Source organism: Saccharopolyspora spinosa NRRL 18395, assembly GCF_000194155.1.
GTDB classification, from domain to species: Bacteria; Actinomycetota; Actinomycetes; order Mycobacteriales; family Pseudonocardiaceae; genus Saccharopolyspora; species Saccharopolyspora spinosa.
In genome coordinates, this window is sequence record NZ_GL877878.1 from 1,063,927 (window position 1) to 1,088,257 (window position 24,331).

21 protein-coding genes are annotated in these 24,331 nt (G+C 68.3%); 11 read left to right on the forward strand and 10 right to left on the reverse strand.

The annotated features are described in order from the left end of the window. Window position 1 precedes the first annotated feature (1 nt). The 3 genes from SSPN_RS0105305 to SSPN_RS42560 form a co-directional block, all read right to left on the reverse strand. Window positions 2-1,414 carry an RtcB family protein gene (locus SSPN_RS0105305; protein ID WP_010692757.1) on the reverse strand — a complete coding sequence of 471 codons (1,413 nt, stop codon included), beginning with the start codon at window positions 1,412-1,414 and terminating at the stop codon, window positions 2-4. A 127-nt stretch (window positions 1,415-1,541) separates the two neighbouring features. Then, a complete protein-coding gene (dctA, locus tag SSPN_RS0105310; protein ID WP_010692759.1) occupies window positions 1,542-2,891 on the reverse strand; it encodes a C4-dicarboxylate transporter DctA in 1,350 nt (449 codons plus the stop codon). 198 nt (window positions 2,892-3,089) lie between these two features. Further along, complete coding sequence (locus SSPN_RS42560; protein WP_010692760.1) at window positions 3,090-4,301, reverse strand: FAD-binding protein; 1,212 nt, start codon at window positions 4,299-4,301, stop codon at window positions 3,090-3,092. Between the two features lie 245 nt (window positions 4,302-4,546). Between SSPN_RS42560 and SSPN_RS0105320 the strand changes: the two genes are divergently transcribed. Beyond that, the gene (locus tag SSPN_RS0105320) at window positions 4,547-5,035 is read left to right on the forward strand and encodes a GtrA family protein (protein ID WP_083821605.1); all 489 of its coding nucleotides are present in this window, start codon (window positions 4,547-4,549) and stop codon (window positions 5,033-5,035) included. 144 nt (window positions 5,036-5,179) lie between these two features. Here the strand turns inward: SSPN_RS0105320 and SSPN_RS0105330 are convergent, their stop codons facing one another. Together SSPN_RS0105330 and SSPN_RS0105335 are read right to left on the reverse strand one after the other, a co-directional pair. After that, window positions 5,180-6,190 carry a hypothetical protein gene (locus tag SSPN_RS0105330; RefSeq protein WP_010692763.1) on the reverse strand — a complete coding sequence of 337 codons (1,011 nt, stop codon included), beginning with the start codon at window positions 6,188-6,190 and terminating at the stop codon, window positions 5,180-5,182. Continuing rightward, complete coding sequence (locus SSPN_RS0105335) at window positions 6,187-7,119, reverse strand: TauD/TfdA family dioxygenase (RefSeq protein WP_085982063.1); 933 nt, start codon at window positions 7,117-7,119, stop codon at window positions 6,187-6,189. Before SSPN_RS0105335 ends, SSPN_RS0105330 begins: the two co-directional genes overlap by 4 nt. Here SSPN_RS0105335 and SSPN_RS0105340 point away from each other — a divergent pair. Beyond that, entirely contained in the window at window positions 7,118-8,260 is a 1,143-nt protein-coding gene (locus SSPN_RS0105340) for an alpha-hydroxy-acid oxidizing protein (RefSeq protein ID WP_029534996.1), read from the forward strand. The two genes, SSPN_RS0105335 and SSPN_RS0105340, sit on opposite strands and share 2 nt — an antisense overlap. 44 nt (window positions 8,261-8,304) lie before the next feature. Continuing rightward, entirely contained in the window at window positions 8,305-9,300 is a 996-nt protein-coding gene (locus tag SSPN_RS0105345; protein WP_010692768.1) for a 4-hyroxy-2-oxovalerate/4-hydroxy-2-oxopentanoic acid aldolase, read from the forward strand. Between the two features lie 103 nt (window positions 9,301-9,403). Here SSPN_RS0105345 and SSPN_RS0105350 read toward each other — a convergent pair whose 3' ends face one another. Together SSPN_RS0105350 and SSPN_RS0105355 are read right to left on the reverse strand one after the other, a co-directional pair. Next, window positions 9,404-10,138 (reverse strand): TauD/TfdA family dioxygenase, encoded by a 735-nt coding sequence (locus tag SSPN_RS0105350; protein WP_044573419.1) that lies wholly within the window; start codon window positions 10,136-10,138, stop codon window positions 9,404-9,406. 117 nt (window positions 10,139-10,255) lie between these two features. Continuing rightward, on the reverse strand, window positions 10,256-11,386 hold the full coding sequence (locus SSPN_RS0105355; protein ID WP_010692772.1) for an aminomethyltransferase family protein: 1,131 nt from the start codon (window positions 11,384-11,386) through the stop codon (window positions 10,256-10,258). 411 nt (window positions 11,387-11,797) lie between these two features. Here SSPN_RS0105355 and SSPN_RS48625 point away from each other — a divergent pair, with 411 nt between their 5' ends. From SSPN_RS48625 to SSPN_RS0105370, 3 genes are read left to right on the forward strand one after another with little or no spacing between them, the layout of a single operon-like run. Continuing rightward, window positions 11,798-12,739, forward strand: a complete 942-nt coding sequence (locus tag SSPN_RS48625; protein ID WP_010692774.1) for an aminotransferase class IV — start codon at window positions 11,798-11,800, stop codon at window positions 12,737-12,739. 29 nt (window positions 12,740-12,768) lie between these two features. After that, window positions 12,769-13,980 (forward strand): stearoyl-CoA 9-desaturase, encoded by a 1,212-nt coding sequence (locus SSPN_RS0105365; protein WP_143539645.1) that lies wholly within the window; start codon window positions 12,769-12,771, stop codon window positions 13,978-13,980. A gap of 30 nt (window positions 13,981-14,010) precedes the next feature. After that, entirely contained in the window at window positions 14,011-15,066 is a 1,056-nt protein-coding gene (locus tag SSPN_RS0105370; RefSeq protein WP_010692778.1) for a class I SAM-dependent methyltransferase, read from the forward strand. Between the two features lie 145 nt (window positions 15,067-15,211). On the opposite strand, the gene SSPN_RS0105375 is transcribed toward SSPN_RS0105370, so the two are convergent. Further along, window positions 15,212-16,018 (reverse strand): IclR family transcriptional regulator, encoded by an 807-nt coding sequence (locus tag SSPN_RS0105375; protein ID WP_010692779.1) that lies wholly within the window; start codon window positions 16,016-16,018, stop codon window positions 15,212-15,214. A 357-nt stretch (window positions 16,019-16,375) separates the two neighbouring features. On the opposite strand from SSPN_RS0105375, the gene SSPN_RS0105385 reads away from it, so the two are divergent. The 4 genes from SSPN_RS0105385 (at window position 16,376) to SSPN_RS0105400 (ending at window position 21,244) form a co-directional block, all read left to right on the forward strand. Continuing rightward, window positions 16,376-16,603, forward strand: a complete 228-nt coding sequence (locus SSPN_RS0105385) for a hypothetical protein (RefSeq protein ID WP_010692781.1) — start codon at window positions 16,376-16,378, stop codon at window positions 16,601-16,603. Next, a complete protein-coding gene (locus SSPN_RS56425; RefSeq protein WP_010692782.1) occupies window positions 16,600-16,773 on the forward strand; it encodes a hypothetical protein in 174 nt (57 codons plus the stop codon). The genes SSPN_RS0105385 and SSPN_RS56425 overlap by 4 nt, the downstream gene beginning before the upstream one ends. Before the next feature lie 116 nt (window positions 16,774-16,889). Next, on the forward strand, window positions 16,890-20,066 hold the full coding sequence (locus SSPN_RS0105395) for an arabinosyltransferase domain-containing protein (RefSeq protein WP_010692783.1): 3,177 nt from the start codon (window positions 16,890-16,892) through the stop codon (window positions 20,064-20,066). Between the two features lie 257 nt (window positions 20,067-20,323). After that, a complete protein-coding gene (locus tag SSPN_RS0105400; RefSeq protein WP_010692784.1) occupies window positions 20,324-21,244 on the forward strand; it encodes an AEC family transporter in 921 nt (306 codons plus the stop codon). 178 nt (window positions 21,245-21,422) lie between these two features. Here the strand turns inward: SSPN_RS0105400 and SSPN_RS0105405 are convergent, their stop codons facing one another. Both SSPN_RS0105405 and SSPN_RS0105410 read right to left on the reverse strand, forming a co-directional pair. Then, the gene (locus SSPN_RS0105405; RefSeq protein WP_010692785.1) at window positions 21,423-21,704 is read right to left on the reverse strand and encodes a hypothetical protein; all 282 of its coding nucleotides are present in this window, start codon (window positions 21,702-21,704) and stop codon (window positions 21,423-21,425) included. A gap of 173 nt (window positions 21,705-21,877) precedes the next feature. Continuing rightward, window positions 21,878-22,723, reverse strand: a complete 846-nt coding sequence (locus SSPN_RS0105410; protein ID WP_010692786.1) for an HTD2 family dehydratase — start codon at window positions 22,721-22,723, stop codon at window positions 21,878-21,880. Window positions 22,724-23,047: 324 nt separating this feature from the next. Here SSPN_RS0105410 and SSPN_RS0105420 point away from each other — a divergent pair, with 324 nt between their 5' ends. Beyond that, on the forward strand, window positions 23,048-24,241 hold the full coding sequence (locus SSPN_RS0105420) for an acyl-CoA dehydrogenase family protein (RefSeq protein WP_010692788.1): 1,194 nt from the start codon (window positions 23,048-23,050) through the stop codon (window positions 24,239-24,241). Window positions 24,242-24,331: the final 90 nt, after the last annotated feature.

Here is a 24,331-nt window from a genome sequence, read left to right on the forward strand (position 1 = left end):
CTCACCCCTTCACCACACCCAGCGGCACGAGCCTGGCGATGCGGCGGCACAGCCCGGCTCCTTCGGCGACGGCGACGACGGCGTCGACGTCCTTGTAGGCGGTCGGCGCCTCCTCGGCGAGCCCGCGAGCGGAACTGCCGCGGACGACGATGCCGTCGTGCTCCAGGTCCCGGCGCAGGCGGCGGGGATCCGTCGTGCGGATCGCCTGGTGCCGGCTCTGCGTGCGTCCGGCACCGTGGCACGTCGAAAAGAACGCATCACCGGTCGGCACGCCGGTGAGCACATAGGACGCCGTGCCCATCGAACCGGGGATCAGCACCGGCTGCCCTGCTGCCCGCAGGCCCGGCGGCAGTTCCGGGTGCCCGGGCGGCAGCGCGCGCGTGGCTCCCTTGCGGTGCACGCACAGCGTTCGCCGCTGGCCCTCCACCTCGTGCGTCTCGATCTTGGCGAGGTTGTGCGAGATGTCGTAGACGAGGTCGAGCCCGCAGCCGGTCGCCTTCCGCAGCACCTCGCCGGCGGCGACGCCGAGTACGTGGCGATTCGCGCGAGCGTAATTCGCCGCTGCGGCCATCGCGCCGAGGTAAGCGCGACCCGCCGGCGAATCGACCGGCGTGCACGCCAACTGACGATCCGGGACGGTCAGGCCGTAATCGGCCATGCTCTCGTCCATGCTGCGCACGTGGTCGGTGCAGATCTGGTGGCCGAGCCCACGGGAACCGCAGTGGATCATCACGCACAGCTGGTCGAGGCGGAGCCCGAAGGCCCCGGCGACGCCCTCGTCGTAGATCTCGGCGACCGCCTGGACCTCCAGGAAGTGGTTGCCGGACCCGAGGCTGCCGACCTGCCCGAGCCCCCGGTCCCGCGCGCGGGCGCTGACCCGACCCGGCTCCGCGTCGGCCACCGCGCCGCCGTCCTCGCAGCGCTCCAGGTCGCGTGGCGTGCCGCGCCCGCGCGCGACGGCGTAGTGGCACCCCTCTTCCAGCAACCGGTCGAGGCCCTCGCGGTGCAGCTCCCACACCGCGCCCCGGCCCGCCCCGCGCGGCGTGGCCCGGCTGAGTCCGTCCATGATCCGCTCGGCGACTCGGTGGAAGTCCGACCGGTCCAGCTCGGCGGCCAGCAGCCGCACCCCGCAGGAGATGTCGAACCCGACGCCACCCGGTGAAACGACGCCGCCGGCGCGGATGTCGGTGGCCGCGACGCCGCCGATCGGGAATCCGTAGCCCCAGTGCATGTCCGGCATGGCGTACGACGCGCCGACGATGCCGGGCAGGGCGGCGACGTTGACGACCTGCTCGAGCGCGCCGTCGCCCTTCGGCGGTAGGAGTCGCCGCGACGCGAATACCACCCCCGGCACGCGCATCGCGCCGTGTTGTTCGATCCGGAACCGGTACGGTGTTTCCTCGACGAGCTCCACCCCGGACCTCCCGCGTTCCTCCGCCCCGGCAGTACCCACCGGGGCCCGGCCCGACACGCGCCCGGTTACGGCACCGGTTCGCTTCAACCGCGTTGGCGACGAGATCGGGTGACCCCGCGGCGCGTGCTCACCCTCGGTTTGATGGCTTGGCGGGCTCGTCCTCCTCGCGGGGGAGTGGGGGAGCGGACGCCGGGTCGGCGAGGGTGGCTCGGGCCCGGTCGCGGTCCAGCGCGCCGTCCCACTTGGACACGATGAACGTCGCCACGCAGTTGCCCAGCAGGTTGGTGACGACCCGCATGGTGTCCATGATCCGGTCCGCGCCGAGCATCAGCGCGACCGCGGCGACCGGTATGACGCCGACCGCGGACGCCGTCGCCGACAGGGCGATGAACGCCGAGCCGGGGACTCCGGCCATGCCCTTGGAGGTGAGGATCAGCACCAGCACCACGGTGATCTGCTGCCCTAGGGTGAGGTCCACGCCGACGGCCTGAGCCATGAACAGCGTCGCCAGCGACAGGTAGATCGACGCGCCGTCGAGGTTGAACGAGTACCCGGTCGGAATGACCAGCCCGACCGCCTCCTTGCGGCATCCCGCGCGTTCCAGCTTCTCCATGATCCGCGGCATCACGACCTCGCTGGACGCGGTGCCCACGGCCAGCGCGAACTCCTCGCGCGTATAGCGCAGGAACCGTAGGAGGCTCAGCCCGGTGAACGCCTTGAGCAGCATGCTGAGCACGATGCAGAACAGCAGCGCGGCGCCGTAGCAGGCGCCGATGAGGGTGGCGTAGGTGCCCAGCGAAGACAGCCCGTACTGGCCGATGAGGTAGGCCATCGAACCGAACACCGCGATCGGGGCCAGCCGCATCACGTAGCCGATGATCTTGAAGATGATCTCGCCGGTCTGCTCGATGAAGGCGAAGACCTGCGGCGCGCGCCCGATGCCGATGTGCAGCAGCCCGGCCGCGAACAGAACCGCCAGCAGCAGCACCTGCAGCAGTTCGTTGTCGGCGAAGGCCGCCACCGCGCTTTCCGGGATCATGTGCAGCACGAACTGAGCCGGGCCGGGCATCTGCTCGCCGTGGGTCTTGGCGGTCACGCCGGAGGCGTCCAGCGTCGCCGGGTCGACGTTGAGCCCTGCGCCGGGCTGGATGACGTTCCCGGCGATGAGGCCGAGTGCGAGGGCGGCGGTGGTGACGACCTCGAAGTAGATCAGCGCCTTGAGCCCGATCCGCCCGACCGACCGCATGTCGCCGGCCTTGGCGATGCCGACCACGACTACGCAGAAGATCAGCGGCGCGATCACCATCTTGATCAGCCGGATGAACCCGTCGCCGATCGGCTTGAGGGCACCGCCGAAGTCGGGCCAGAAGTGCCCGACGGCGATGCCGAGGACTGCCGCGATGAGGACCTGGACGAACAGCGAAGACAGCACCCTTGACACGCGGCCGCGCTGGACCGGCGACGTCGGCTGAGCCATGTCGGTCTCCGATTTTCTTATTGTGGAAGTATACTTTTGAAGTTGTCTCCTGTGGCTGGTCCGGGAGTTTGCGTGCTGCCGGGATCCGCGTCAAGGGAACGAATGTGAGCGCGATTCCGAGTTTCCTTCGGGGCGGCTTTGAGCTGCGGTTTCGGCGTTGCCGCCATGCCTGACTGGAGTGAATCCGGATTGGTTACATCACGGTTCGAGGTAGATGAACCCGCCGGAGTCGAGGGTGCGCCGCCGGAGGATCTCGTTGCCGTCGAGCATCCGCCGGAGGGCCGCGCCGTCGTCGGCGGGGGCGGTGCGCAGCAGGGCGAAGAGGAACGCGACCGGCTCGTCGGGCAGCCTGCACTGCGGCGTGCGGATGGCGTTGGTGTGGAACGGGTACAGCAGCACCAAACCACCGTCAGGGACGCCGAGATCGGCCGGATCGAGGGCCCGCATCGTCTCGGCGATCACCTCGTCGGCCGCCGAATCGGGCAGGATCGCGTTCAGCCACGGGTGCGGCTGGTGCCACGCCCCGGTCTCGCGGAGCAGGGCCTCGTGCGGGGCCATCGCGTCGAGGAACTCGAAGTACTCCTGGTCCAGGCATTCCTCGGTGCGGTGCCGCAGGCCGTGGCCGGTGAACGAGGGCGGAGTCCAGGTGTAGTGGGTGGCGACGTCGAGCAGGTACTGCCAACCGGAGCCGTCGTCGGCCGGTTTCGCCAGGCCTTCCAGGTGGTCGAACTCGCGCCCGGCGATCAGCCGCCGCTGGTCGGTCAGGAAGTCCGGGAGGCTGTCGTAGCCGAGCAGCCGACGGCTGACCCGCTCGGGAGCCGGCGTCAGTCGCAGCGTCGCGCGCAGGATGATGCCGTGCCGGCCGTGGCCGCCGCGGACGGCGTCGAACAGCGCCCGGTCCTCGGCGGCGGAGCAAGTTCGGATCGTGCCGTCTGGCGTGCGGACTTCGAGTTCGAGCACGTTGTCGGCCTGCAGGCCGTGCCGGTGGCTCGCGCCGCCGATACCGCCCACGGAGAGCGTTCCGCCGACGGAGAGTTCGAGGTAGTCGGTCAGCACCGGCGGGGTGCGGCCCAGCGCGAGGGACGCCCGCAGCACCTCGCTCCAGCGGGCGCCCGCGTCGACGGTGATCCGGTCGTGGTCGACGTGGTGCACGGCGCGGAATCCGCTGGTGTCGATGACGATCCCGCCCTCGACCTGGGTCGCGCCCGTCGCCGAGTGCCCCTGACCGCGCACTGCGTACGGCAGCTCCCGGGCTTCGGCGTGTTCGACCGCCGCGACGATCTCGTCGACTGTGGACGGTCGCGCCACCGCGCGCGGGCGTAGGCGCACGAGGTGCCCCCAGTCGTCGGCGGCGCGGTCGCGGGATTCCTCGTCGGCGTGTAGGTGCGGGGTGGGCTCGGAGGTCGACACCGGTGTCCTCGCTCGTCGGTCCCAGGACGCTGCTGGACCTGGCGATCATGCTCAAGATCGCCAGATTGGTCGAATCATAATCCATCACGAGTAGCACACAATGAGTCAAATGCACTGGTGGGCCGGGAGGATGACGGCGGGCATCACGGCGTTTCCCAGCGTCTTCCCAGGTAGTTCACGCGGCCCTCCCGCACGGCCGAACTAGTTTGACCGCAGATCTGAACCGTTGCGTTGGAGTGGGGTCCATGAGAGTGCTGGCTGCACGGGAGCCGGGGGCGCTTGCCCCGGTGGCAGCCGATCCGCCTGGCACGGCCAAGCGCGACAACGTCGTCGGCCAGGCCGTGCTGTTCACCGTCGTGGGCGTGCTCGCGACCGCTGCGAACGCCGTGCTCTACGTGCTGCTGCGGGAGATCTTCCCGACGGGTGCCTCGAACTTGTGCTCGCTGCTGATCACGACCGCGGCCAGCAGCATGGCGCACCGCCACTTCGCGTTCGCCGGCCGGGACGAGCACCCGATCCGCATGCACCTGCAGACCCTCGCGGTGTTCCTCTTCTACTGCGTCTCGAACAACATCGCGCTGGACTTGCTCGGCCTGGCCGTCGAAGACCCCTCCAGCGTGACGGAAGCCGCCGCGGTCGCGGCGATGAGCATTCTCGGTGGCACCACGCGCTTCGTGGTGATGCGGCTCTGGGTGTTCAGCCGCTCAAGGGCGCGTCGCTCCAGCTGGCAGTAGAGCCCTGCGTCGCCGGTGCGGGGTGGTGCTGCGGTCGCCAGGTCGCCGTCCGAGCGGCCAGGCGACCGCCGATGTGCGCGAGCACTTCGACCAGCCCACGCACCGCTGCTACGAGAACCGGGGAACCTCCGGCCACCCGACCTACTAGCCGGTCTTGACGATCTGGAACTTCTCCACGAGTGCGGTGCGCAACCTCGGCGGGATAAGCGGGTGGTCGAAGCCCCGGTCGGCGAGATCGAACGGGCCGGCGACGTAGGCCTCGGCGAGCGTGGGTAGCACCGTGAATTCGTCGACGGCGACGGATTGCACGACCTCCGCCATTGTGGGGGAGTCCGGCAGGGCAGCCGCACCCCACTCCGCGATCCGCGGCAGTCTCCGCAGCCGGTTGACCGCGAGTCGCCGGAGGGACTCCCGGTACAGGGCGCTCGTGCGGCCGGCGTCGGCCAGAGCGATGAACTCGCAAGACATGGCGACGGCCTCCGCGATGAGCAGGCCTTCTCCGAATTGCAGTTTGGCCGCTGCGGCCGGACCACTGTGCTCGGTGAGTTCAGCCAGGTGGTCCATGTGCGAGGCCATGTGCAGGTGCAGGCCCCAGCGCACGACGCGAGTTGCGGCGGTGCGTTGCTTAGCGACGACGACCAGGGTTGGTCGATCGTTGTCCACCAGCCATTCCCGCCATACGAGTTCCGCAGGAAGATCGGTATCGACGCAGTCGTGGCCGGTGCGTCCCAGCACACGTGTGCGGGCGTTGCGGTCCAGTTCGGCGGCGACTTCCGCTGCATCGGCCGGCTCGGTGTGCTCCTCGTCCCACCCTTCTGGCGTGCAGCTGTCGACAAAGCGTGCCAGCTGCGCCGCACGGGCGCGGACCGCGGGGCGGGGCCACGGGGGTTCGGGATCTTGCTTGCGGTCCGCCACGTAGTCGACCGGCGCATCTGCGGGGAAGCCGCGTATCCGGCGGAGCCGGTCGGCGAACCGTGAGTACACGGGGGGCGAAGTCAGGACAAAATCGTCCACTGCGGACACCAGGAGTGGGTCTTTCGATGTCCGGGCCGCCAGCAGCAGTTCTGCCAGGTTGCGGGCGCGCCAGTCATCCGCCTCGGTGTCCGTGGCGGGAACGTTCGTGGCGAGCTGGATGAGCACGTCGGCGGGTGTCATCGGATGACCAGCCTGACGCGCAAGATGAGCCGTCGGGGGTCGGAGAACCACGTCCGTCCGTGCAGGACGCGTTCGTTGTCGCAGATGAGCACGCTGTCGGTGCCAAGCACGAACTCACCTGCATCGGGGTGCGAGTCGAGGTGTTCGTCGAAGTCGGTCGCCACGGAGCGCAGCGAGGAATCCACGTCGAGGTTGTCGACCCGCCATCGGATCCTTCCGTCCTCCCTGGACACCGGGCGTGGTATGTCCGGTTCACCGCCGAACGTGGCTGGCGGAATCCATCGCCAGACGGGTTTTCGCAGCAGAGCGGACATTTCCGCCGGGAGGCCGGAAAGTGCTTTCCGGGCTTGCAGCACACGGCTTGCTCCGCCGTCTTCGGCGGGGCGCACGCAGAACAGTGCGAATCGCTGCTCGGGTTCCGCCCGGTAGGCGGCGTCGGTGTGGAAGCGTGCCTCGCCGGCGCGCACGCTGAACGTATCGGTTGACCCAGACTTCCGCGGTGTCACCGGCCAGATGGCCTGCCCTCCGTCGCGATCCGAGGCCGTTCCATAACGGCTCGCGATTCGTTCCACCACCCGGTAGTCCACGTCGGATCCATCGGTGAAACCGGCATTGTGGATCAATGCCCAACCTTGATTTGTTAGAGTTTCGAGCACGGAGGTCATGGTTGCCTTTCCATGGTCCTTATGCCTGGGGCAATCGTGCCTGCCGGATAGTACGGCCCACAATGGTCCATGTGGGTGGCGCTTCGCTTGCGCCACAACCCGTTCGGCCGATGAGAGCGGTCTGGCAGGCCAGGTGCAAAACTTCGTACGCGACCAAGCGGCTGACGGGCCTGTGATGTAGATCTGACGATTGTTGCGCCAGATGAGTGATGTTGGGATCGGGTGGTGCGGTACTTGCTGGAAATTGGGCAGACTCGCCGTCATGACGGGATTCGCTAATTATCAGCGCGAAATCGTCCAACTCGGTAAAGACGGAGAATCGCTTCCTTTTACGACTGATCTGGCCGCCCTGGAGGGCGCTGTTCGAGCCAAGGTGCCAGCCGGACCGTACTGGTACGTGGCAGGCGGTGCCGGGACGGGTGCCACTGTGCGCGCCAACCGCGCGGCGTTCGAGCGTTGGCGGATCGTGCCAAGGATGCTCCGGAATGCCGACCGCAGAGACCTGAGCACCACGGTGCTCGGCATGCACCTGCCTGCCCCGGTGCTATTGGCACCCGTCGGTGTTCAATCCATACTGCACCAGGAGGCGGAACTCGCGAGCACACGTGCGGCCGCAGAACTGGGTCTTCCATCGGTGCTCTCCTCGTCATCGTCGCGGACTCTGGAAGAGGTCGCTTCGGCCGGTTGTGACGCGCCGAGGTGGATGCAGTTGTACTGGTCGAGCGACCGCGAGGTCTGCGCCAGCATCCTCGACCGCGGCAAGCGCGCTGGCTTCTCCGCCCTAGTGGTCACTGTCGACACCTGGACCCGGGGTTGGCGACCTCACGAAATGGACAGGGGCTACTATCCCGCTGCGCAGGGAATCGGCATGGCGATCCCGTTTTCCGATCCTGTCTTCCGAAAGCCGCCGGAAGAGGATCTCTCCGCGGCACTCGAGGTGTGGCAGCGCATGCCCACTGATGCCGGCAAGAGCTGGCAGCAGTTCTCCTTCCTGCGCGATCACTGGTCCGGCCCGATCGTGGTGAAAGGAATCCTGCATCCCGACGACGCGCGCCGTGCCGTGGCGAGCGGGGCCGATGGGATCGTCGTCTCCAACCACGGAGGACGCCAGGTCGACGGTGCCGTAGGTGCGTTGGAGATGCTCCCCGAGGTCGTCGACGCGGTCGGCGCGGAGGTAGACGTATTGTTCGATTCCGGAATCCGGACCGGTGCCGATGTCATCAAAGCCCTCGCTCTGGGAGCGAAAGCCGTGCTGGTCGGCCGACCCTACGTGTACGGGCTCGCTCAAGCGGGCGAGGCGGGCGTGCTCCACGTGCTGCGCAGCCTGCTCGCGGACATCGACATCACGCTCGGGCTTGTCGGATACCGCAGCCCGGCTGAGCTCGACCGAGATGCGCTGCGCTGACATCACCCAGCTCCCCGGCCGTACACAGGGTTGGAGAAGACACCTTGAACTTTCCCGTCAGCCTCGTCGACTGCACGTTGCGTGAAGTCGAGTACGAAACCCACCTCACCCTCACCGAGTCCGTCCAAATCGCGGCGGAGCTCTCCGATGCCGGGGTTCACTACCTCGAGATTGCCGACGAGGACGCTCCGTCCCGGGCCGATCTGGAGATCGAGGACTATGTCGGCGCGATTGCGCAGGCGGCCCCCCGATCCACCGTGGCCATCATGGTCTACCCGGGTGCGTCCCAGGAGACCATCGCGCGAGCGGTTGCGGCTGGCGCGGGCTGCGTACGCCTGGCCGCGAACATCACCGAGGCCGCAGACATTCTTCCCTTGGCCGCCAGCGTGAAGGAACTCGGTGTCCAGCTGATCACCTTCAACGCCATGAAGACCTATGCGGTGCTTCCCGCCGAAGCGGTCCGCATTGCCGAGGACGCCCGCGCTGCCGGGGTGGATGTCTTCTACACGGCTGATTCCGCTGGCTGCATGCTGCCTGGAGAGGTCACGGGCCTGCTCCGGTTGTTGCGGGACCGGGGGATCGCCACCGGGTTCCACGGCCACGACAACACCGCCCTCGCCGTGGCGAATTCCCTGGCGGCGCTGGACGCCGGTGCTGTGATGGTCGATGGCACGCTTCGCGGGGCCGGCCGTAGCGCTGGCAACGCGCAGCTTGAAGTACTCGTCAAAGCCGCACAACGCGGCGGATCCCTGTCTGGTGTAGATGGTGATCTGCTGGCCCGGAAGTCCGAGGATCTCGTCGCAGGCCGCCGGTTGCGGGATCGCGGGGTGTCCTATTTGGATATCGCGATCGGAGAAGGCCGCTTCCACACCGAGCGGCTGGCTTTGGCCCGCGAGGTCGCCGAGAGCTGCGGCGTGCCGCTGCCGGACTTGGTCCGGGAAGTCGGCCGCCGCGATCCGGTGCGGCCGTCGCGTGAGCTGATGGAAGCAGCCGCCGAGGACCTGTGCACCTCGCGGGACTTCGTTGGGGAGCGGGTCTGACTGACCTGTGCTGCGGGGTGGTTCGCCGCGGAGACAAGCCCGCTGAACCACCCCGTCCGGCCCGCGCAGCACGCCGCCCGCGAGGGCCGGATAACCGTGCACGCTAATGAGCTTCGGCGATGTGGATTCGGCGCAGGTGGCGATGTGGATCAGCGAAGGCGGTGCGGGCGTGCAGTAGGCGCCAGTTGTCCCAGATCACCATGTCGTTGCGCTGATAGCTGATCGCTAGGTGTTGTTCGTCGAAGAGCCGCTGCCAGGCCGACTGCAGCGCGGCGACGGGATCGGTGTCATCGCGCACGATGTTGTTGACCGAGAATCTCACTACCGTGCTCCCGCGGTGCTCGTCCAGCAGCGGGTGCCGGAAGGCGATGCCGAGTTCGCCGTGCGGGTTCGTCCAGTCGTACTCGGTCTTCTCCAGGTGTTGGCGGTTCTGCTCGGACAACCCCGCCAGCCACGGCCGGGTGTCCGCCAGAGTTGTTTCCCCGCCGTCCCCAGCCGGGGGATGCACGCACCAAAGGGCCAGGTAACGCGGCGGAAGCCCTAGCAGGTCATAGCCCTCGGTGTGCGGCGCGAACGCTTTGGTGCTGCCTGGGTAGTAGACGCCGTCTGCCGTGGGCGCGGGTCTGACCTCGGCCACGAGAGCACCGTCGTGGTGCGGCATGAGCGGACCCAGTCGACGACCGAACGCCACGGGGTCGAAGTCGTCCGGCAGGCCTGTCAGGTGGACGTAGCCATGTTCGTCCATGAGGCTTTGGAAAGTCTTCTCGAAGAGTACGTCGGGAACGGGTTTTCCGTTGGCATCAGTCCGGTGGAGGACGCTGAGTGGTGAACGACCCATGTCCCACTCCCTTCGGTCGATGTGCACTCTCGGGTGCGTCGTGCTCAAGGCGGGCGGTAAAAGGGGCCGGGGTTGGTGCTGCCCCGGCCCCGCTCCGTCGGTGCGTACGGCCGTTGCCTAGGGCGCGGTGGGGAGGGCTGGGAACGGAATAGTGCTGACCTGCCAGCGTGAGCCAGCGGCGTGCACGACCGCACCCGGTTGGCAGTCTGGTGCCAGGTGGGCGAACGCCAGCACACGGCCTTCCCGCGGAGAAGGTGCGGCTGACGTGACGTATCCCAGGAAGCCGCCGCTGTCGTCGAGCACCTCGTCACCCACCAGCGGGCAGCCGGCCTTCGGGTCGGCAGCGTGCAAACCGGCCAGCCACAGTCGTTGCGAACCGCGGCTTTTCAGCAGCCCGTCGCGACCGATGTAGTCGCGGTTGTCGTGGTCGTCGGACAGCATCCAACCCGCTCCGATCTCGAACAGGGTGGTGCCGATGTGCACGTCTACCGGGAAGAGGCCGAAGGTGATGTCACGGCACTCCATTCGGTAGATGGTGAGCAGTTCCCAGCCGCACGGGGTGATCTCGGGCCGTTCGGTGACGAGCTGCCGCCACACCGCAGCCAGCACCTCTGCGGACGCCCAGACCTCGTAACCGATGACGCTCCTGAGCACTCGGGCCTGGCCACCGACGAGCGTTCGCACCTGGCAGGACTGGAAGTTGCGCAGATCGGCGATCACGCCTCGGTCCGCATCCTCGACGAGGCTCTGCACCGCTTGCAAGCGCTTGGGCCCCTTGATGTTGAAGCTGAAGACCTCGCTGGGCAGGATGCTGACCTCGGTGAAGAACTCGGCAGTGCGGCGCAGCCAGCCCGGCTCCTTTCCGCCGCCGCAGGACAGCAGGAACTCCTCCGGACCGGTGCGGACGACGACAGCTTCCTCGTCGACCGTTCCGGCGGGTGTGGTGAACAGCACGAATCTCGCGGAACCGAGTGGCAGATCTGACACCTTGCGTGGGGAAAGTGCGTCCAACAACGCCCCGGCGTCGCTGCCCGAAACCTCGAGGTAGCACATCGCGGACGCGATGAAAGCGCCTGCGCCGTGGGTCACCGCGCGGTACTGCTGGTCCAGATCGACCTCGCGCCAGCCCCAGGCGCCGATCACGTTGTCGCCGAGGACGGTCCACTTCGTGACCCCGCCGAGCAGTGCGTCCGTCGCGTGCAGGATCCCTCCAGGATCGACGCGGCGCAGTTTAAGGACGTTCTGCATGACTGGCAGTTCCGCTGGTTCAATATTGCTCCATACCATGCCCGATTGGGCTAGCGGGTTCCGAATTTCCGGATTCCATTCACGAGGTGTAAAGCCTACGTCCCGTAGCGTCTGCACGGGGCGATGCTAGCCGGATTTTGATTCCACGCATTGCTACAGGCAGGTGAATCACATCATCCGCCGATCGGACGCGTTGACGAGTGGGGCTCAACGGTGGGACATTCTTCCAGGTTTGCTCCCGGGATGGTTGCTCAAACATCCATTATGGACAACTTCATCTGCCATTTTTCGAAGTAACCCGCAGGTGAGGATTCCCTGACAAGGTCCTGCGGACCCGGAACGGTAGTTGGTTGCGGCTCGGGGGAACAACGTCGGCCCCAACGGTTCTTGCGCGAGTCAAGGAAGGCACCCATGAATGAAACCCACGCACCGCTGGTCTGGTGGCACGGTGAGGTCGTGCCCTGGGACCAGGCCCGTATTCCGGTCACTGCGCTGCGCGGGTTGACCGTGTTCGACGGCCTCCGTGCGTACTGGCGGCCGGAGGAAAAGCGGTTCGCCGTGGTGCAGGTGGACGGCCACCTGAATCGCCTCCGTTCGGCCGCCGAGCTGCTGCACGTTCCGGAGAACGGTTTGATTGACCAGTTGGACAAGGGAATGGGCGATCTCCTGGCGGCGACCAGCTTCCGCGAGGACGTCTACCTACGGCTGACCGTCTACATCGACTCCGGCCGGTCCAATGTGTACCCTGACGCGCTGTCGCCGGGGCAGTCGCTGGATGAGTTCGCCCCGATGGATTCGTTCATCTCGTTGCACCAGATCGGTCCCCGCTTCGATGAGCCGATCAGCTGCGTGGTCAGCTCCTGGCAGCGCACCCAGGACACGTCCTTCCCGGTGCTGGTGAAGACTGGTGCGTCCTACGCGGCGCTGAGGCTGGCCCGGGTCGAGGCGAAGAAGGCGGGAGCCGACCAGGCGATCCTGCTCAACAACCGCGGCATGGTGGCGGAAACCGCCGAAGCGGTGATCTTCATGGTCCGCCACGGCCGGCTGTACACGCCTCCGCTGTCCGACGGAGTCCTGGACAGCCTGACCCGGGAGACCGTGATCCAGCTGGCCCGCAGAGAACTCGCTCTTACGGTCGAGGAGTGTTCGATCACCCGCTCTGAGCTGTACACCGCCGACGAGGTCTTCATCTGTGGTACATGGGAGGAGATCCGGGTCGTCGGCTCGATCGACGGCCACCGGCCCCGCAACCCGGAAGCCCCGATCTCCCACGCGTTGCGCCAGGCCTACCTCGACATGTGCACCGGGCGGCGCCCTCCGATCGAACCCGACTTCGTGCGATTGCTGCCTTGACGGAACCAGCATTGCAGAGGTGAGAACAGGTGCGCGACCAAAAACTGCGTCCCGGTGCATTAACCGCGACGCCGGGCGGAGCACCCGACCCGCGGGAGACCATGCGGGTGCTACCTGGATTCCTCCAACCCACCCTCACGTGGCTCACCGGCAAACCGCTAGGAGACCAGCGGCCGTGGCAGCTCAAGCCGCTGCACCACCTGTGGGCCAGCGTGCTGCCCATTGTCGCGGGAATCGCGCTGGGAGCTGCGGTGGTGGGCGAGGGGTGGTGGATGCTGTTGCTGCCGGCCTCCTGGCTGCTGACCACGCACGGCATCCGGAAGCTGCGGGTGATGATCGTCCACCAGTGTTCGCACGCGAACTTCCTGCGGCACAAGCAGATCGACAGCGCGATCGGCAGCGCGATCGCGTTGCTGCTGGTGACGCAGGAGTACGGCGAGTACAAGAGTGAGCACGTCAGCGACCACCACTCGAGCAACCACATGACGTTGAAGGACCCCACCGTCCAGTTCCTGATGCTGGTCCTGGGCATGCGGGTAGGCATGACCCGCAGGCAACTGTGGCGCAGAATGCTCGCGGGTGTCTTCTCGCCGCGTCTGCAGGCGAAGGCGACTTGCTCGCGGGTCGCCTCGCACTTCCGTGGCACCGCTGCCTGGTACCGGGCGCTGTTCCTGGCGCTGGTCGGCGGGCAGCTCATGGTGGTCATCGCACTCGGGATCTGGGTCGAGTACCTCGTCGTGTGGGTGTTCCCCCTGGTGTTCCTGTTCAACGCGGCAGCCACGATCCGCCTTTCGTCGCGACACATCTTCCCGGCCCGCGGACCGGTGCCTAAGGGGCGCGCAACGCTGGCCGGGTATACCCACGGCGTCTTCTTCGGCGAAGCCGCGCCCGGCCCCGAGGTGCCGGGTGTCCGGCGAGTCCTGAGCTGGTCGCGGTGGTGGCTGCGGATGCTGTTCGTGCACCTGCCGGCGCGCCTGTTCGTCTTCGTCGGCGACGGGCCGTGCCATGACTACCACCACCGGTTCCCACGCTCGCGGGACTGGGCGAACTACATCTTCGCCCGGCACCGCGACATCGCCGCCGGGCATCCAGGCTGGCCGCCCTACACCGAAGTGTGGGGACTGGTGGCCGCCATCAACGCGGTGTTCACCACGCTGAGCGCGGCAGACCTGCGGTTGTACGACGTCTCCCAGGTCACGTCGGTTAGCCGGCAGGAACTCCTGTCGGCCTTCGAAGAGTAGTCCCGCAACGCGGAGGGCTTGCGACGCGCCATGCAGAACACGAAGCACTCATCCTTCTCCGCTGTCGAAATCCTGCCCGGCACCACCATGCAGGAGTACCTCGACGAGCTCCGGATCCGCCACCCGAGGTTGTACGAGCGCCTTGACCTGGCACGGCTGGACCCAACGCAGCTCGCCCGGATATACGAGGCCCTGGACTGCTTCGCCTCGCCGTTCGACACCAAGGAACACGGCGGTCGCGGTGACGCCTATCGCAGCACCCAGCTCAAACATCCCCTGGTACGTGCACGGGGGATCAGCAACCTGTGCCAGCTGGCCATACCGGGGGACAGCAGCCCCGCCCGCAGCTTCCTGCTCGACGCGCTCGGTGGCAACGGAACCATGACGCGAGCGATGCGGCTGCTCCAGGCAGCCACAGGTCCCGCCATCTTCACCGGAGACGTGGCCGCCCCGATGATCGCCGACGCCTTGGCGCAAGGGCTCCCAGCCGTGCGGCAATCCACGCAGCGGTGGCTGTTCCGGGATGCGGCACTCGATGGCGTCATCTTCGCCTACGGCACCCACCACATTCCCGTCGACGAGCGTCCCCAGGCGATGGCGGAAGCCCATCGGGTGCTCCGGCCAGGTGGGCAGATCGTCGTGCACGACTTCGAGGAGGGCAGCACCACGGCTCGCTGGTACAGCGAAGCCCTGGACCGCTACACCTACACCGGGCACAAGCACGAGCACTTTCTTCGCGAGGAAATGCATGAGTTGCTCTCCGGCGCGGGCTTCCACGACGTGCGGGTCCGGTACCTGTACGATCCGTGCGTCGTAGATGCTGACTCCCCCGCAGCGGCCCGGCGTGGCGTGATCAACTACATGTACGACCTATTCGCGCTGGCGAAGCTCGTTCCCCCGGACGCGTTGGACGACGAGGACTCCTGGATGATCGTCGATGAGGTCGTCCGTCGCTACGCCACCTTCGGTCCAGAGGAACGAGCCAGGCTTGGAGCGCAGGTGGCGGAGCTGACCGTCCGCCCGGCCGGCCGAGGTTTCCGGGCCGAACTCCCCAGGGTGGCGCTCGTCGCGACCGCAACCCGTTGAGCCCTGTCCGAAAGCGAGTCTCGGCAGCTCCTGAGGATCCGTGAGTGTTTTGGGTCGCTCACATGTGTCCACAATAGATGGACCGGGAAGGTGGCTGCGCGCGGCGCGGGAAGATGCTGACGTAAGCCTCGTTCGCGGAGTTGGCTCACGAGTGTTCGTAGTGGGCCGTTGGTGGCAGGGCGAGGGCCCGGGGGGAGCCCAAGGCTCGGGAGAGGCCGCGGGCCGCTGCTCGGACCGCGGGGACCAGGGCAATCGGGTCGCTGGTCTCGGCCGGCACCACAATGGATAGTGCCGCCACCACCTCGTCGGTGTCGCCGTGGACCGGGGCCGCCACCGAGAGGGTGGACAGTTCGATCTGGCGGTCGCTGATGGCGAAGCCGTTCTTCCTGATGCCGGCGAGGATTCCGCGCAGCTGCCTCGGGTTGGCGATCGTCTTGTCCGTGAAGCGCTTCATCGGCTCGTCCAAGACCGCCTCCTGCAGCTCGCGGTCGGCGTGCGCCAGCAGGACCAGGCCGACTCCGGTGGCGTGCAGCGGCAACCGGCCGCCCGGCCGGGACACCACCGGTACCGCGTCGCGGCCCGAAATGCGTTCGAGGTAGACCACCTCGTGGCCGTCGAGGACGCCGAGCTGCACGTTCTGGCGGGTGGCCTCGTAGAGGTCACCGAGGAACGGCATGGCGACCTGACGCAGGAACGTGCCACGCGGGGTCAGTGCCGCGAGCTCGTAGATCCGGAGCCCTATGCGGTAGCGGCCGTCGGCGTCGCGCTCCAGGGCGCCCCACCCGGCGAGCTCGCCGACCAGCCGGTGCGTGGTCGTCAGCGACAGGCCGCTGTGACGGCTGATCGCGGACAGCGTCAGCGATGGTCGATCCGGTGCGAAGGTCTCCAGGATCCGGAACAACCGGGACGCCACGGTCGGCGCACCGGCCCCACCCGCGCCGCGCTCGCCCATGACACCCCCGCACTCCGACCAGCCCATTGTGACCCGGCCTGGTAAGTGAGGCGAAGTCAACCGTTGCCCGCGCGCGACGCGTGCTCGGCCCGTTACCGCACGCCAGCGATGCGTCGCGCGTCCCGCTCCGGGTTCACTCGCTGGCGATGAGCACCTGGCTGATCTGGATGGGGGCGGACCTCGACGAGGGTTTCCAGCTCGATCCGGAAACGCCTTTGATCAACGTGAAAGTCATGTCGATCACGGTAGTTAAGGCTTCGTCCGCATCGGACCGGTTCCACCCGGACAGCCCAGCTCCCGCGCCGAGAGTCAGCTCACATCGGCCCGTCTTGACGCCCGCTGCGGTGGATCTCACCGATGGTGCGCCGAGTCGGCGACCGTCGGCCCGCCCGCACCCGGCTCCTGGCCTGGGTTGACGAGTACGTGCGGTTCCCGCGGGTCGTGGTGGCCCAGAGCGGCCGGGTGGTGGCCGAGAAGCGACTGCCGTGGCCCGCCGCGCCGGGGCGCGTTCTCCGCATCCCCGGCGAGCTACTCGACGCCGCCCGCCCCGGCGAGGGCGACGTGCACATCTCGCTGCGCCGATGACCACCGGAACCGCCGTCGTCGACCTCGACGGCGTGCTGTACGCGGCGGACACGTTCGCCGAACTGGCGATCCACCTGGTCAACGCGGGCAGCGCACTGGTCCGCAGAGCGGCGGAGCGGCTGGGTGCCGCACCAGAAGCCGTGCGGTGGGGAACCGGAAAGCATTGCTGAACGTGCGGTACCGGTGTCGCAGTGCGATCATCGCCGCGCCGGTTATCGGTCCCGCAGCGCGCCTCATTAAGCTCTTCGGGATTGGGTTCTTTCCGGAAGAATGAGGTGGCGGTCGCGTGACTCAGCGGTCGGTGCAGGTCACGCGTCGCGGTCCGGCGTCGAAATCCGCCGGTCGCTGGGCGGCGTTGCTGGGCCTGATCTCCGCGCTGCTGGCGCTGGCGGTGCCGTTCCTGCCGGTCGAGCACGAGGTCACGACATTGCAGTGGCCGACCGCGCAGGGCACGAAACCGGTCTCGGCGCCGCTGGCCAGCCACGCGCCGCTGTGGCTCGCTGCGGAGGTGCCGTGCGCGGCGGCGCGGAGCCTGGATGCGCGCATCGACGGGCCGGGTGTGCTGATCGCCACGAACGCGCCGTCGTCGGAGTACGGCGGGCTGACCGGGATGACCCTGCAGGTCGACGCCGGGCAGGTCACGCTTTGGTCGAAGGGGCACCATGCCGGCACCGCCGCCCTGCCCGAGGGCGACTGCACCATCTCCGTGCACTCGGACGCGACCGGCACGCAGGCCGGCGTGGGCGGGCTTCCGCTGGCCGCGTTGCCCGGCGATCAGCGGCCGCAGCTGACCGGCATCTACTCGCAGCTCGACGCCGCGATCGATGACGTTCGCGGCCTGGATTTCCAGGCGCGGGTGGACAACCGCTTCGCGAGCCAGGCGACTCCGCTGAAGGTCGCCGTGATGGTGCTGGCCGTCCTGGCGTTCCTTGGTTCGATGATCGCGTTGCGTCGCCTGGAGATCCGGCGGGCGCCGCGCCTGGTCCCGCCGGGGTGGTGGCGGCCGGACGTCCGCGACGTCGTCGTGCTCGGCGCGCTGGGCGTGTGGTGGCTGATCGGCGCGATGACCGCAGACGACGGCTACATCCTGACCATGCTGCGCGCGGCCGACAGCGCCGGGTACGTCACCAACTACTTCCGCTGGTTCGGCAACCCGGAATCGCCCTTCGGGTGGTTCTACGAGATCTACGCGCTGTGGGTGCAGATCTCGCCCGCGACGCCGTGGGTGCGGTTGCCCGCGCTGTTCCTCGGGGTCGTCAGCTGGCTGCTTGTCAGCCGCGGCGTGCTGCCGCGGCTCGGGCAGCAGGTGGGGGGCAGCAAGTCCGCGGGCTGGGCCGCGGCGGCGGTGTTCCTGGCCTTCTGGCTGCCCTACAACAACGGTCTCCGGCCGGAACCGGTCGTCGTGGCGTTCTTCCTGCTCGCGCTTTGCGCAGTCGAGCGGGCGGTGGCCACCCGGCGGCTGACTCCGGCCGTTCTCGGGCTCGTCGTGGCGGCGATGGGCCTGGGCGCGAACCCACATGGAATGGTCGCGGTGCTGCCGTTCGTCGTGGCCGCGAAGCCGCTGCTCCGGATGCTGTGGCAGCGCGTGCGGGAACGCGGCGCGCTGCCGGTGCTGGCCCCCGTCGCGGCGGCCGGCCTGGTGATCCTCGTCGGCGTCTTCTTCGACCAGACCCTGCAGTCAGTGCTGGACTCGGTGGCGCTGAAGACCAAGTTCGGCCCGAACGAGCAGTGGTACGAGGAGCTCAGCCGCTACAACCGGCTGTTCGGGCCGTGGCCGGACGGGTCGTTGACGCGCCGGTTCCCGGTGCTGCTTCTGGTCCTGTGCCTCGTGGCGAGCGGAGTGGTGCTGCTGCGCCGGCACAAGATCCGCGGCGCCGCGCTGGGCCCGAGCCGTCGCGTGCTGGCGGTGGCCGCGCTGAGCTTCGTGGTGCTGGCCATGACGCCCACGAAGCACACGCACCACTTCGGGATCCTCGCCGGGATCGGTGCGGTGGTGGCCGCGCTGACTGCGTTGGCGACGAGCGCGGCCGTGCTGCGATCCCGGCGCAACCGGGCGGGCTTCTTCGCCGGTCTCATGGTCATCTGCGCCTTCTCCGTCACCGGCACGAACTCGTGGTGGTACGTCTCGGGTTGGGGCGTTCCGTGGTTCGACCGGGCGCCGAGCCTCGACGGGCGAAGCGCGAGCACGTACTTCCTGGCGGCAGCGGCGGTGGCTGGTGTCGTCGCCACGGTCGAGCACCTGCGGCACGACGAGCTCCCGGTCATCACGCCTGCCGCACGGCGCCGGGTGGTCAGCCTCGGCGCTGCTCCGCTGACGATCACCTGCGCGATCCTGCTGCTCGGTGAGGTGGCGCTGTTCACCGCGGGAATGCAGCGGCAGCGCGGCGGTTACAGCCTGGGCGCGGACAACATCAAGCAGCTAGCCGGTTCCAGCTGCGGGCTCTCCGACTACGTCGGCGTCGAGACCGATCCCCGGCGAGGTGTGCTCACCGTGTCGCCCTTCCAGCCGGCTGCGGAGAGCGCGGAGTCGGCGAGCCGGCGCACCAAGCCGAAGCCCACCGACTACCTCGCTGCCACCGCGGTCGGCTTCCACCGCTTCGGCTACCCCGGGGGCAAGCAATGGACCCCGCCGTTCGGGTTCGGCGGCGACGACGCGCCGGTGTGGGGCACGTTCGCCGCCGACGGCCCCGTCACCGGTGAGCTGCGCACCCCCTGGTACGACCTGCCGCCGCAGGCCACCAGCGGTGAAGCCCCCGTCGTGCTGTCCTTCGGCGGCGACGCCACCGGCGTGAACTCGCTCGGCGTCGAATGGGGCCGAGACACCCCGCAGGGCTTCGAGATCATCGGCCAGGTCGACATCGCCCAGCTCAGCGGCATGTGGTGGGATCGCCGGTTCATCGTGGACGGTGCGACGAAGGTCCGGGTGGTGGGCGTCGACCGGAAGATCGACAGCGGTGGCTGGATGGCGGTCAGCGCGCCGCGCGTCCCGCAGTTGACCAGCATGACCAAGGTGATCGGCGACGCCCCCGCCTTCGTGGAATGGACCGCCGCACTGGTGCACCCGTGCCTGAACCTCGCGCGACTGCACAACGGGATCGTGGAGATGCCGCGGTTCCGGGTCGCCGGTGGCGGGATTCTGCGCGACATGGGCCAGAGCTGGTCGGCGCCGGGGGCGGGCGGCCCGTTCGGTTGGCTCAACGCGGCGGCCAGCGTCCGCGTGATGCCGACCTACCTCGAAGGCGATCTGCACCGCGACTGGGGCTCGCTGTACCTGGTGGACTCCTACCAGTCCGACGCGCTCCCGGCGGAGGCCGCGATGGAGGTCCACTCCGAAACGCATTGGGGTCTTTGGAGCCCGGGACCGCTGACGAAGGCCGTGAAGCTGCCCGGCGGCGCGCCCAGCTCCAGCGGGCGCACCGATCTCAGCCCGCTGGGCCCGGTCCCGGCCGGCGACGCTGCGTGATCCGATGTGAGCATCGCCATGTCTGAGGGGTGGAGGCGACCTAGATCGCTTAGGATCGCTAACAGTTGAGGTGTGCTGGTGCACCGGCACCCGACGGGACTTCCGCCGCAGCTGGTGCCGCTGGCGCGGCCAACGCTGGAACCCCTTAGCACGGAAGAAAAAAGAATGCCTCGCGCTCGACAGCGGTCGGCCCGGCAACGCTCGGCCACCACCTTTGTCTACTGTGGATTCGATGCGACCGCAGCAGCGGAGGCGTCGTGGGTGGCGTGATCGAGGGCTTCGGCGTCATCGCCGCCATCGTGCTGATCGGCTACCTGCTCGGCCGCACCAAAGCACTCGGCGAGAACGGGCGCGACGTGCTGACCCGGTTGTCGTTCTACGTCGGAACTCCCGCGCTGCTGCTGAAGATGCTGTCGGAATCCGACGTCTCGATCATCTTCTCGACCCCGCTGCTGGTCAGCGCCTTGAGCACGTTCGCAGCCGCGGGCCTGTTCGTGCTGGTTGGCGTGCTGCGCCGGTGGAACGTCCGCCGCACGACCATCGGTGCCCTGTGCTCCAGCTACGTCAACGCCGGCAACCTCGGCATCCCGATCGCCGTGTACGTGCTCGGCGATGCGACGCTGGTGGCTCCGGTGATGCTGTTCCAGCTGCTGGTGATGACGCCGATCGGCCTGACCGTGATCGACTTCTCGCAGGCGGGGGAGCGTTCCTCGGCGTGGCTGCGGATCCTCGCGCCGTTCCGCAACCCAATCGTCATCTGCTCGCTGATCGGCGTCGGGATCTCGTTGAGCGGCTGGCGGATCCCGGCGCCGGTGCTGGAGCCGATCGGCCTGCTCGGGCACTTGTCCGTGCCGACGGTGCTGCTCGCGTTCGGCATCTCGTTGCACGGCAGCGCAATGCCCGCGGGTGGTACGGAGCGGTGGCCGGTGCTGCTGTCGGTCGTGTTGAAGTCGGTCGTGCACCCGGTGATCGCCTGGGCGATCGGGGTGGGCCTGTTCGGGCTGGAAGGCGCATCGTTGTTCGCCGCTGTGGTGATCTCCGCGCTTCCGGCGGCGCAGAACCTCTTCGTCTACGCCTCTCACTACAACGTGGGCATGCGGCTGGCCCGCGAATCGATCCTGCTGTCGACGATCCTGTCCGTGCCAGTGCTTTTCACCGTCACGGCACTGCTTGGTTGACGTGGAGACCGCGCGTTGCACTACGACGGTCACGCGGTCGAAACCCCTTGGCAGAAAAGGTATGCCGCCCGCTTCGCCGCAACGCCCGATCGCGGCTCCACTTCGGACTGAGCCGAGTTCCGGCGGCGGCCATCGAGACTCGCGCGGCCGGCTTCGCCGTCGGCGACCCGTCGCTTGCTCATGCCCGCTGCGTCGGGTCACCGCTGGTTTCGCCGAGGAGTTCTCCGCACAGTTCCAGGCCGACTCGGCGGACACCGGCGGGTAGCTCGCCGCGGCTGGCGGCGAGTGCGAGCTCGTCGAGGAAACCCACCAGCACATATCGGCCGTAGGGCACGATCGGCGCCCGGCCGACGGCGCTCTCGGCCTGCTGGCGACGGGCCCGGCGGCGAACGGATTCAGCGGCCCGGGCGATGAGGTCGTGGTCGGTTCGCCGTTGGCGGAGCTGTGCTTGCGTTGCCACGGACAGTCAGCCCCGCCCGTGGTAGGCGTGCGCTTCGCGGAGCGGTAATTGCGCACGCAAGTAATCGAACATGAGTTCTAGTCTGGCAAAGTCCTTCCTTGATCGCATCTCGACGATGACGTGCGCTTTTGCCGCCCTGGGCCGCCGGGCCGGTCAGGGGCGGGCGGGGGCCGTCACCGGAAGGTCACCGTCGCCTCGGCCATCACGTCGTCGGGCGCGGTCCGCACCGTCATGCCCCCGTCCGGGCCGCCGCAGACCAGCACGGGATCCCCGGCGAACACCGGGCGCCGCAGCCGGTAGGTCACGCCCGCGATCTCCCGCCCCCAGGCCTGCTGCCGGGCCAGTTCGGTCATCAGCAGCACCAGGATCGGGCCGTGCACCACGAGGCCCGGGTAGGACTCGACCTCGCGCGCGTACGGCGCGTCGTAGTGGATGCGGTGCGCGTTCGCGGTCAACGCGCTGAACCGGAACAGCCGCACCGGGTCGCCGGTGAAGGCCTGCTGCCACGGCGCGTCCGAGGCGGGCAGCTCGGTGGGCCGTGGTGCGCCCGGGCTCTTGGTCGGACTCTCCCCGCTGCGGTAGACGAAATCCTGCTCCTCGGCGAATCGGACCTCGCCGTCCTGCCGGTACTCGCCGCGCACCGTCACGAATGCCATCTCACCGGAGCGGCCCTGCTTGACTGCCACGTTGGCCAGCGACGACGTGCGCTCGGCCGGCACGCCCAGCCGCAGCGGGCCGGTGACCGAGAGGCGGCCGCCGGCGAACATCCGCCGCCGGTTCGGGATGGGTGGCAGGAAGTGACCGCGGGTCGGGTGCCCGTCCGCGCCGAGTTCGCTGTGCTGCGGCCAGTCCAGGAAGTGGATCCAGTGCCACAGCGGCGGCAGTGCATCGGTGCCGGCGAACTTCTTGGGCGTCTCCAGCACCGCTGCCAGTGCCCGCGACGGCTCCGGGGACATAGCGTCCGCGTCCACCAGCGGCTCGGGCCGCCAACCCTGCAGGTAGGTGTCGAGACCGGGCACGGGTCCTCCTTTCGGCTCGGGCCCGCGCGGGCCCGGCCGACGCTGATTGGCCGTACAAACTCGCAGCCAGTCTGTGCGCACCGGCGCGCGCCGTCAACGAGGCGATGACACCGGTGTCAGTGATTCCGCCAACAGGTGCCGTTGCTGGCGGAAGGCCGAGGGTCTTGACCCGGCGGCGCATTTGGCCGTACAAATATGGGGCGAAGAAGGACTGTTCACCGGCGAAGTGGACATCGAGGTCGAACACGACGGTCCGGCCCTGCGGGTTCGGCTCGCGCAGCCGCTGAGTTTCTGCCACCGCAAGGGAGCAATGCATTGAGCACATTGGACATCCTCAGCGACGACGAGAAGCTGGCCGTGGAAACGGTGCGCGACTTCGTCGACAAGTCCGTCAAACCGGTGGTGCAGGCGCTGGAGCACTCCAACACCTATCCCGCAGCCCTCATCGAGCAGATGAAGGAACTGGGCATCTTCGGGCTCGCGATCCCCGAGGAGTACGGCGGCACACCGGTTTCCACGCCGTGCTACGTGCTGATCGTCGAGGAGCTGGCGCGCGGCTGGATGAGCTTGGCCGGCGCGATGGGCGGGCACACCGTGGTGTCGAAGCTGCTGCTGCACTTCGGCACCGAGGAGCAGAAGCGCAAGTACCTGCCGAAGATGGCCACCGGCGAGATCCGCGCGACGATGGCGCTGACCGAGCCAGGCGGCGGCTCCGATCTGCAGGCGATGACCACCAACGCCCGCCGCGACGACGGGGGCACCTCCCACTCGGGCGAAGCAGGGAGTGGGGGAGAGTACGTGGTCAACGGGGCCAAGACCTGGATCACGAACTCGCGCCGCTCGCAGCTGATCGCGCTGATGTGCAAGACCGATCCGGCCGCGACCCCGGTGCACAAGGGCATCTCGATCCTGCTCGTCGAGCCCGGCCCGGGCCTGACGGTCTCGCGCGATCTGCCCAAGCTTGGTTACAAGGGCGTGGAGAGCTGCGAGCTGTCCTTCGACGACCACCGCGCCCCGGCGTCCGCGCTGCTCGGCGGCGAAGAGGGCCAGGGCTTCGCGCAGATGATGAAGGGCCTGGAGACCGGCCGCATCCAGGTCGCTTCCCGCGCGCTAGGCGTGGGCAAGGCGGCGCTGGAGGACGCGCTGCGCTATTCCCAGGAGCGGGAGAGCTTCGGCAAGCCGATCTGGAAGCACCAATCGGTGGGCAACTACCTGGCGGACATGGCCACCAAGCTCACCGCCGCCCGCCAGCTCACCCTGCACGCCGCCCGCGAGTACGACGCGGGCCGCAGGGTGGACATGGAGGCGGGCATGGCCAAGCTGTTCGCTTCGGAGGTGGCTATGGAGATCGCGCTGAACGCGGTGCGCATCCACGGCGGCTACGGCTACTCGACGGAGTTCGATGTGGAGCGCTACTTCCGCGATGCGCCGCTGATGATCGTCGGCGAGGGCACCAACGAGATCCAGCGCAACGTCATCGCCGCCCAGCTGGTCAACCGTGGTGGCCTCGACGCCTGATCCCGATGCCGACGATTTCCCGTCAACGCACACCGGGACGGTTCCGCTACCGCCAGGGGCGACAGCCGGGAGGTGGACCCCTGCGATCGC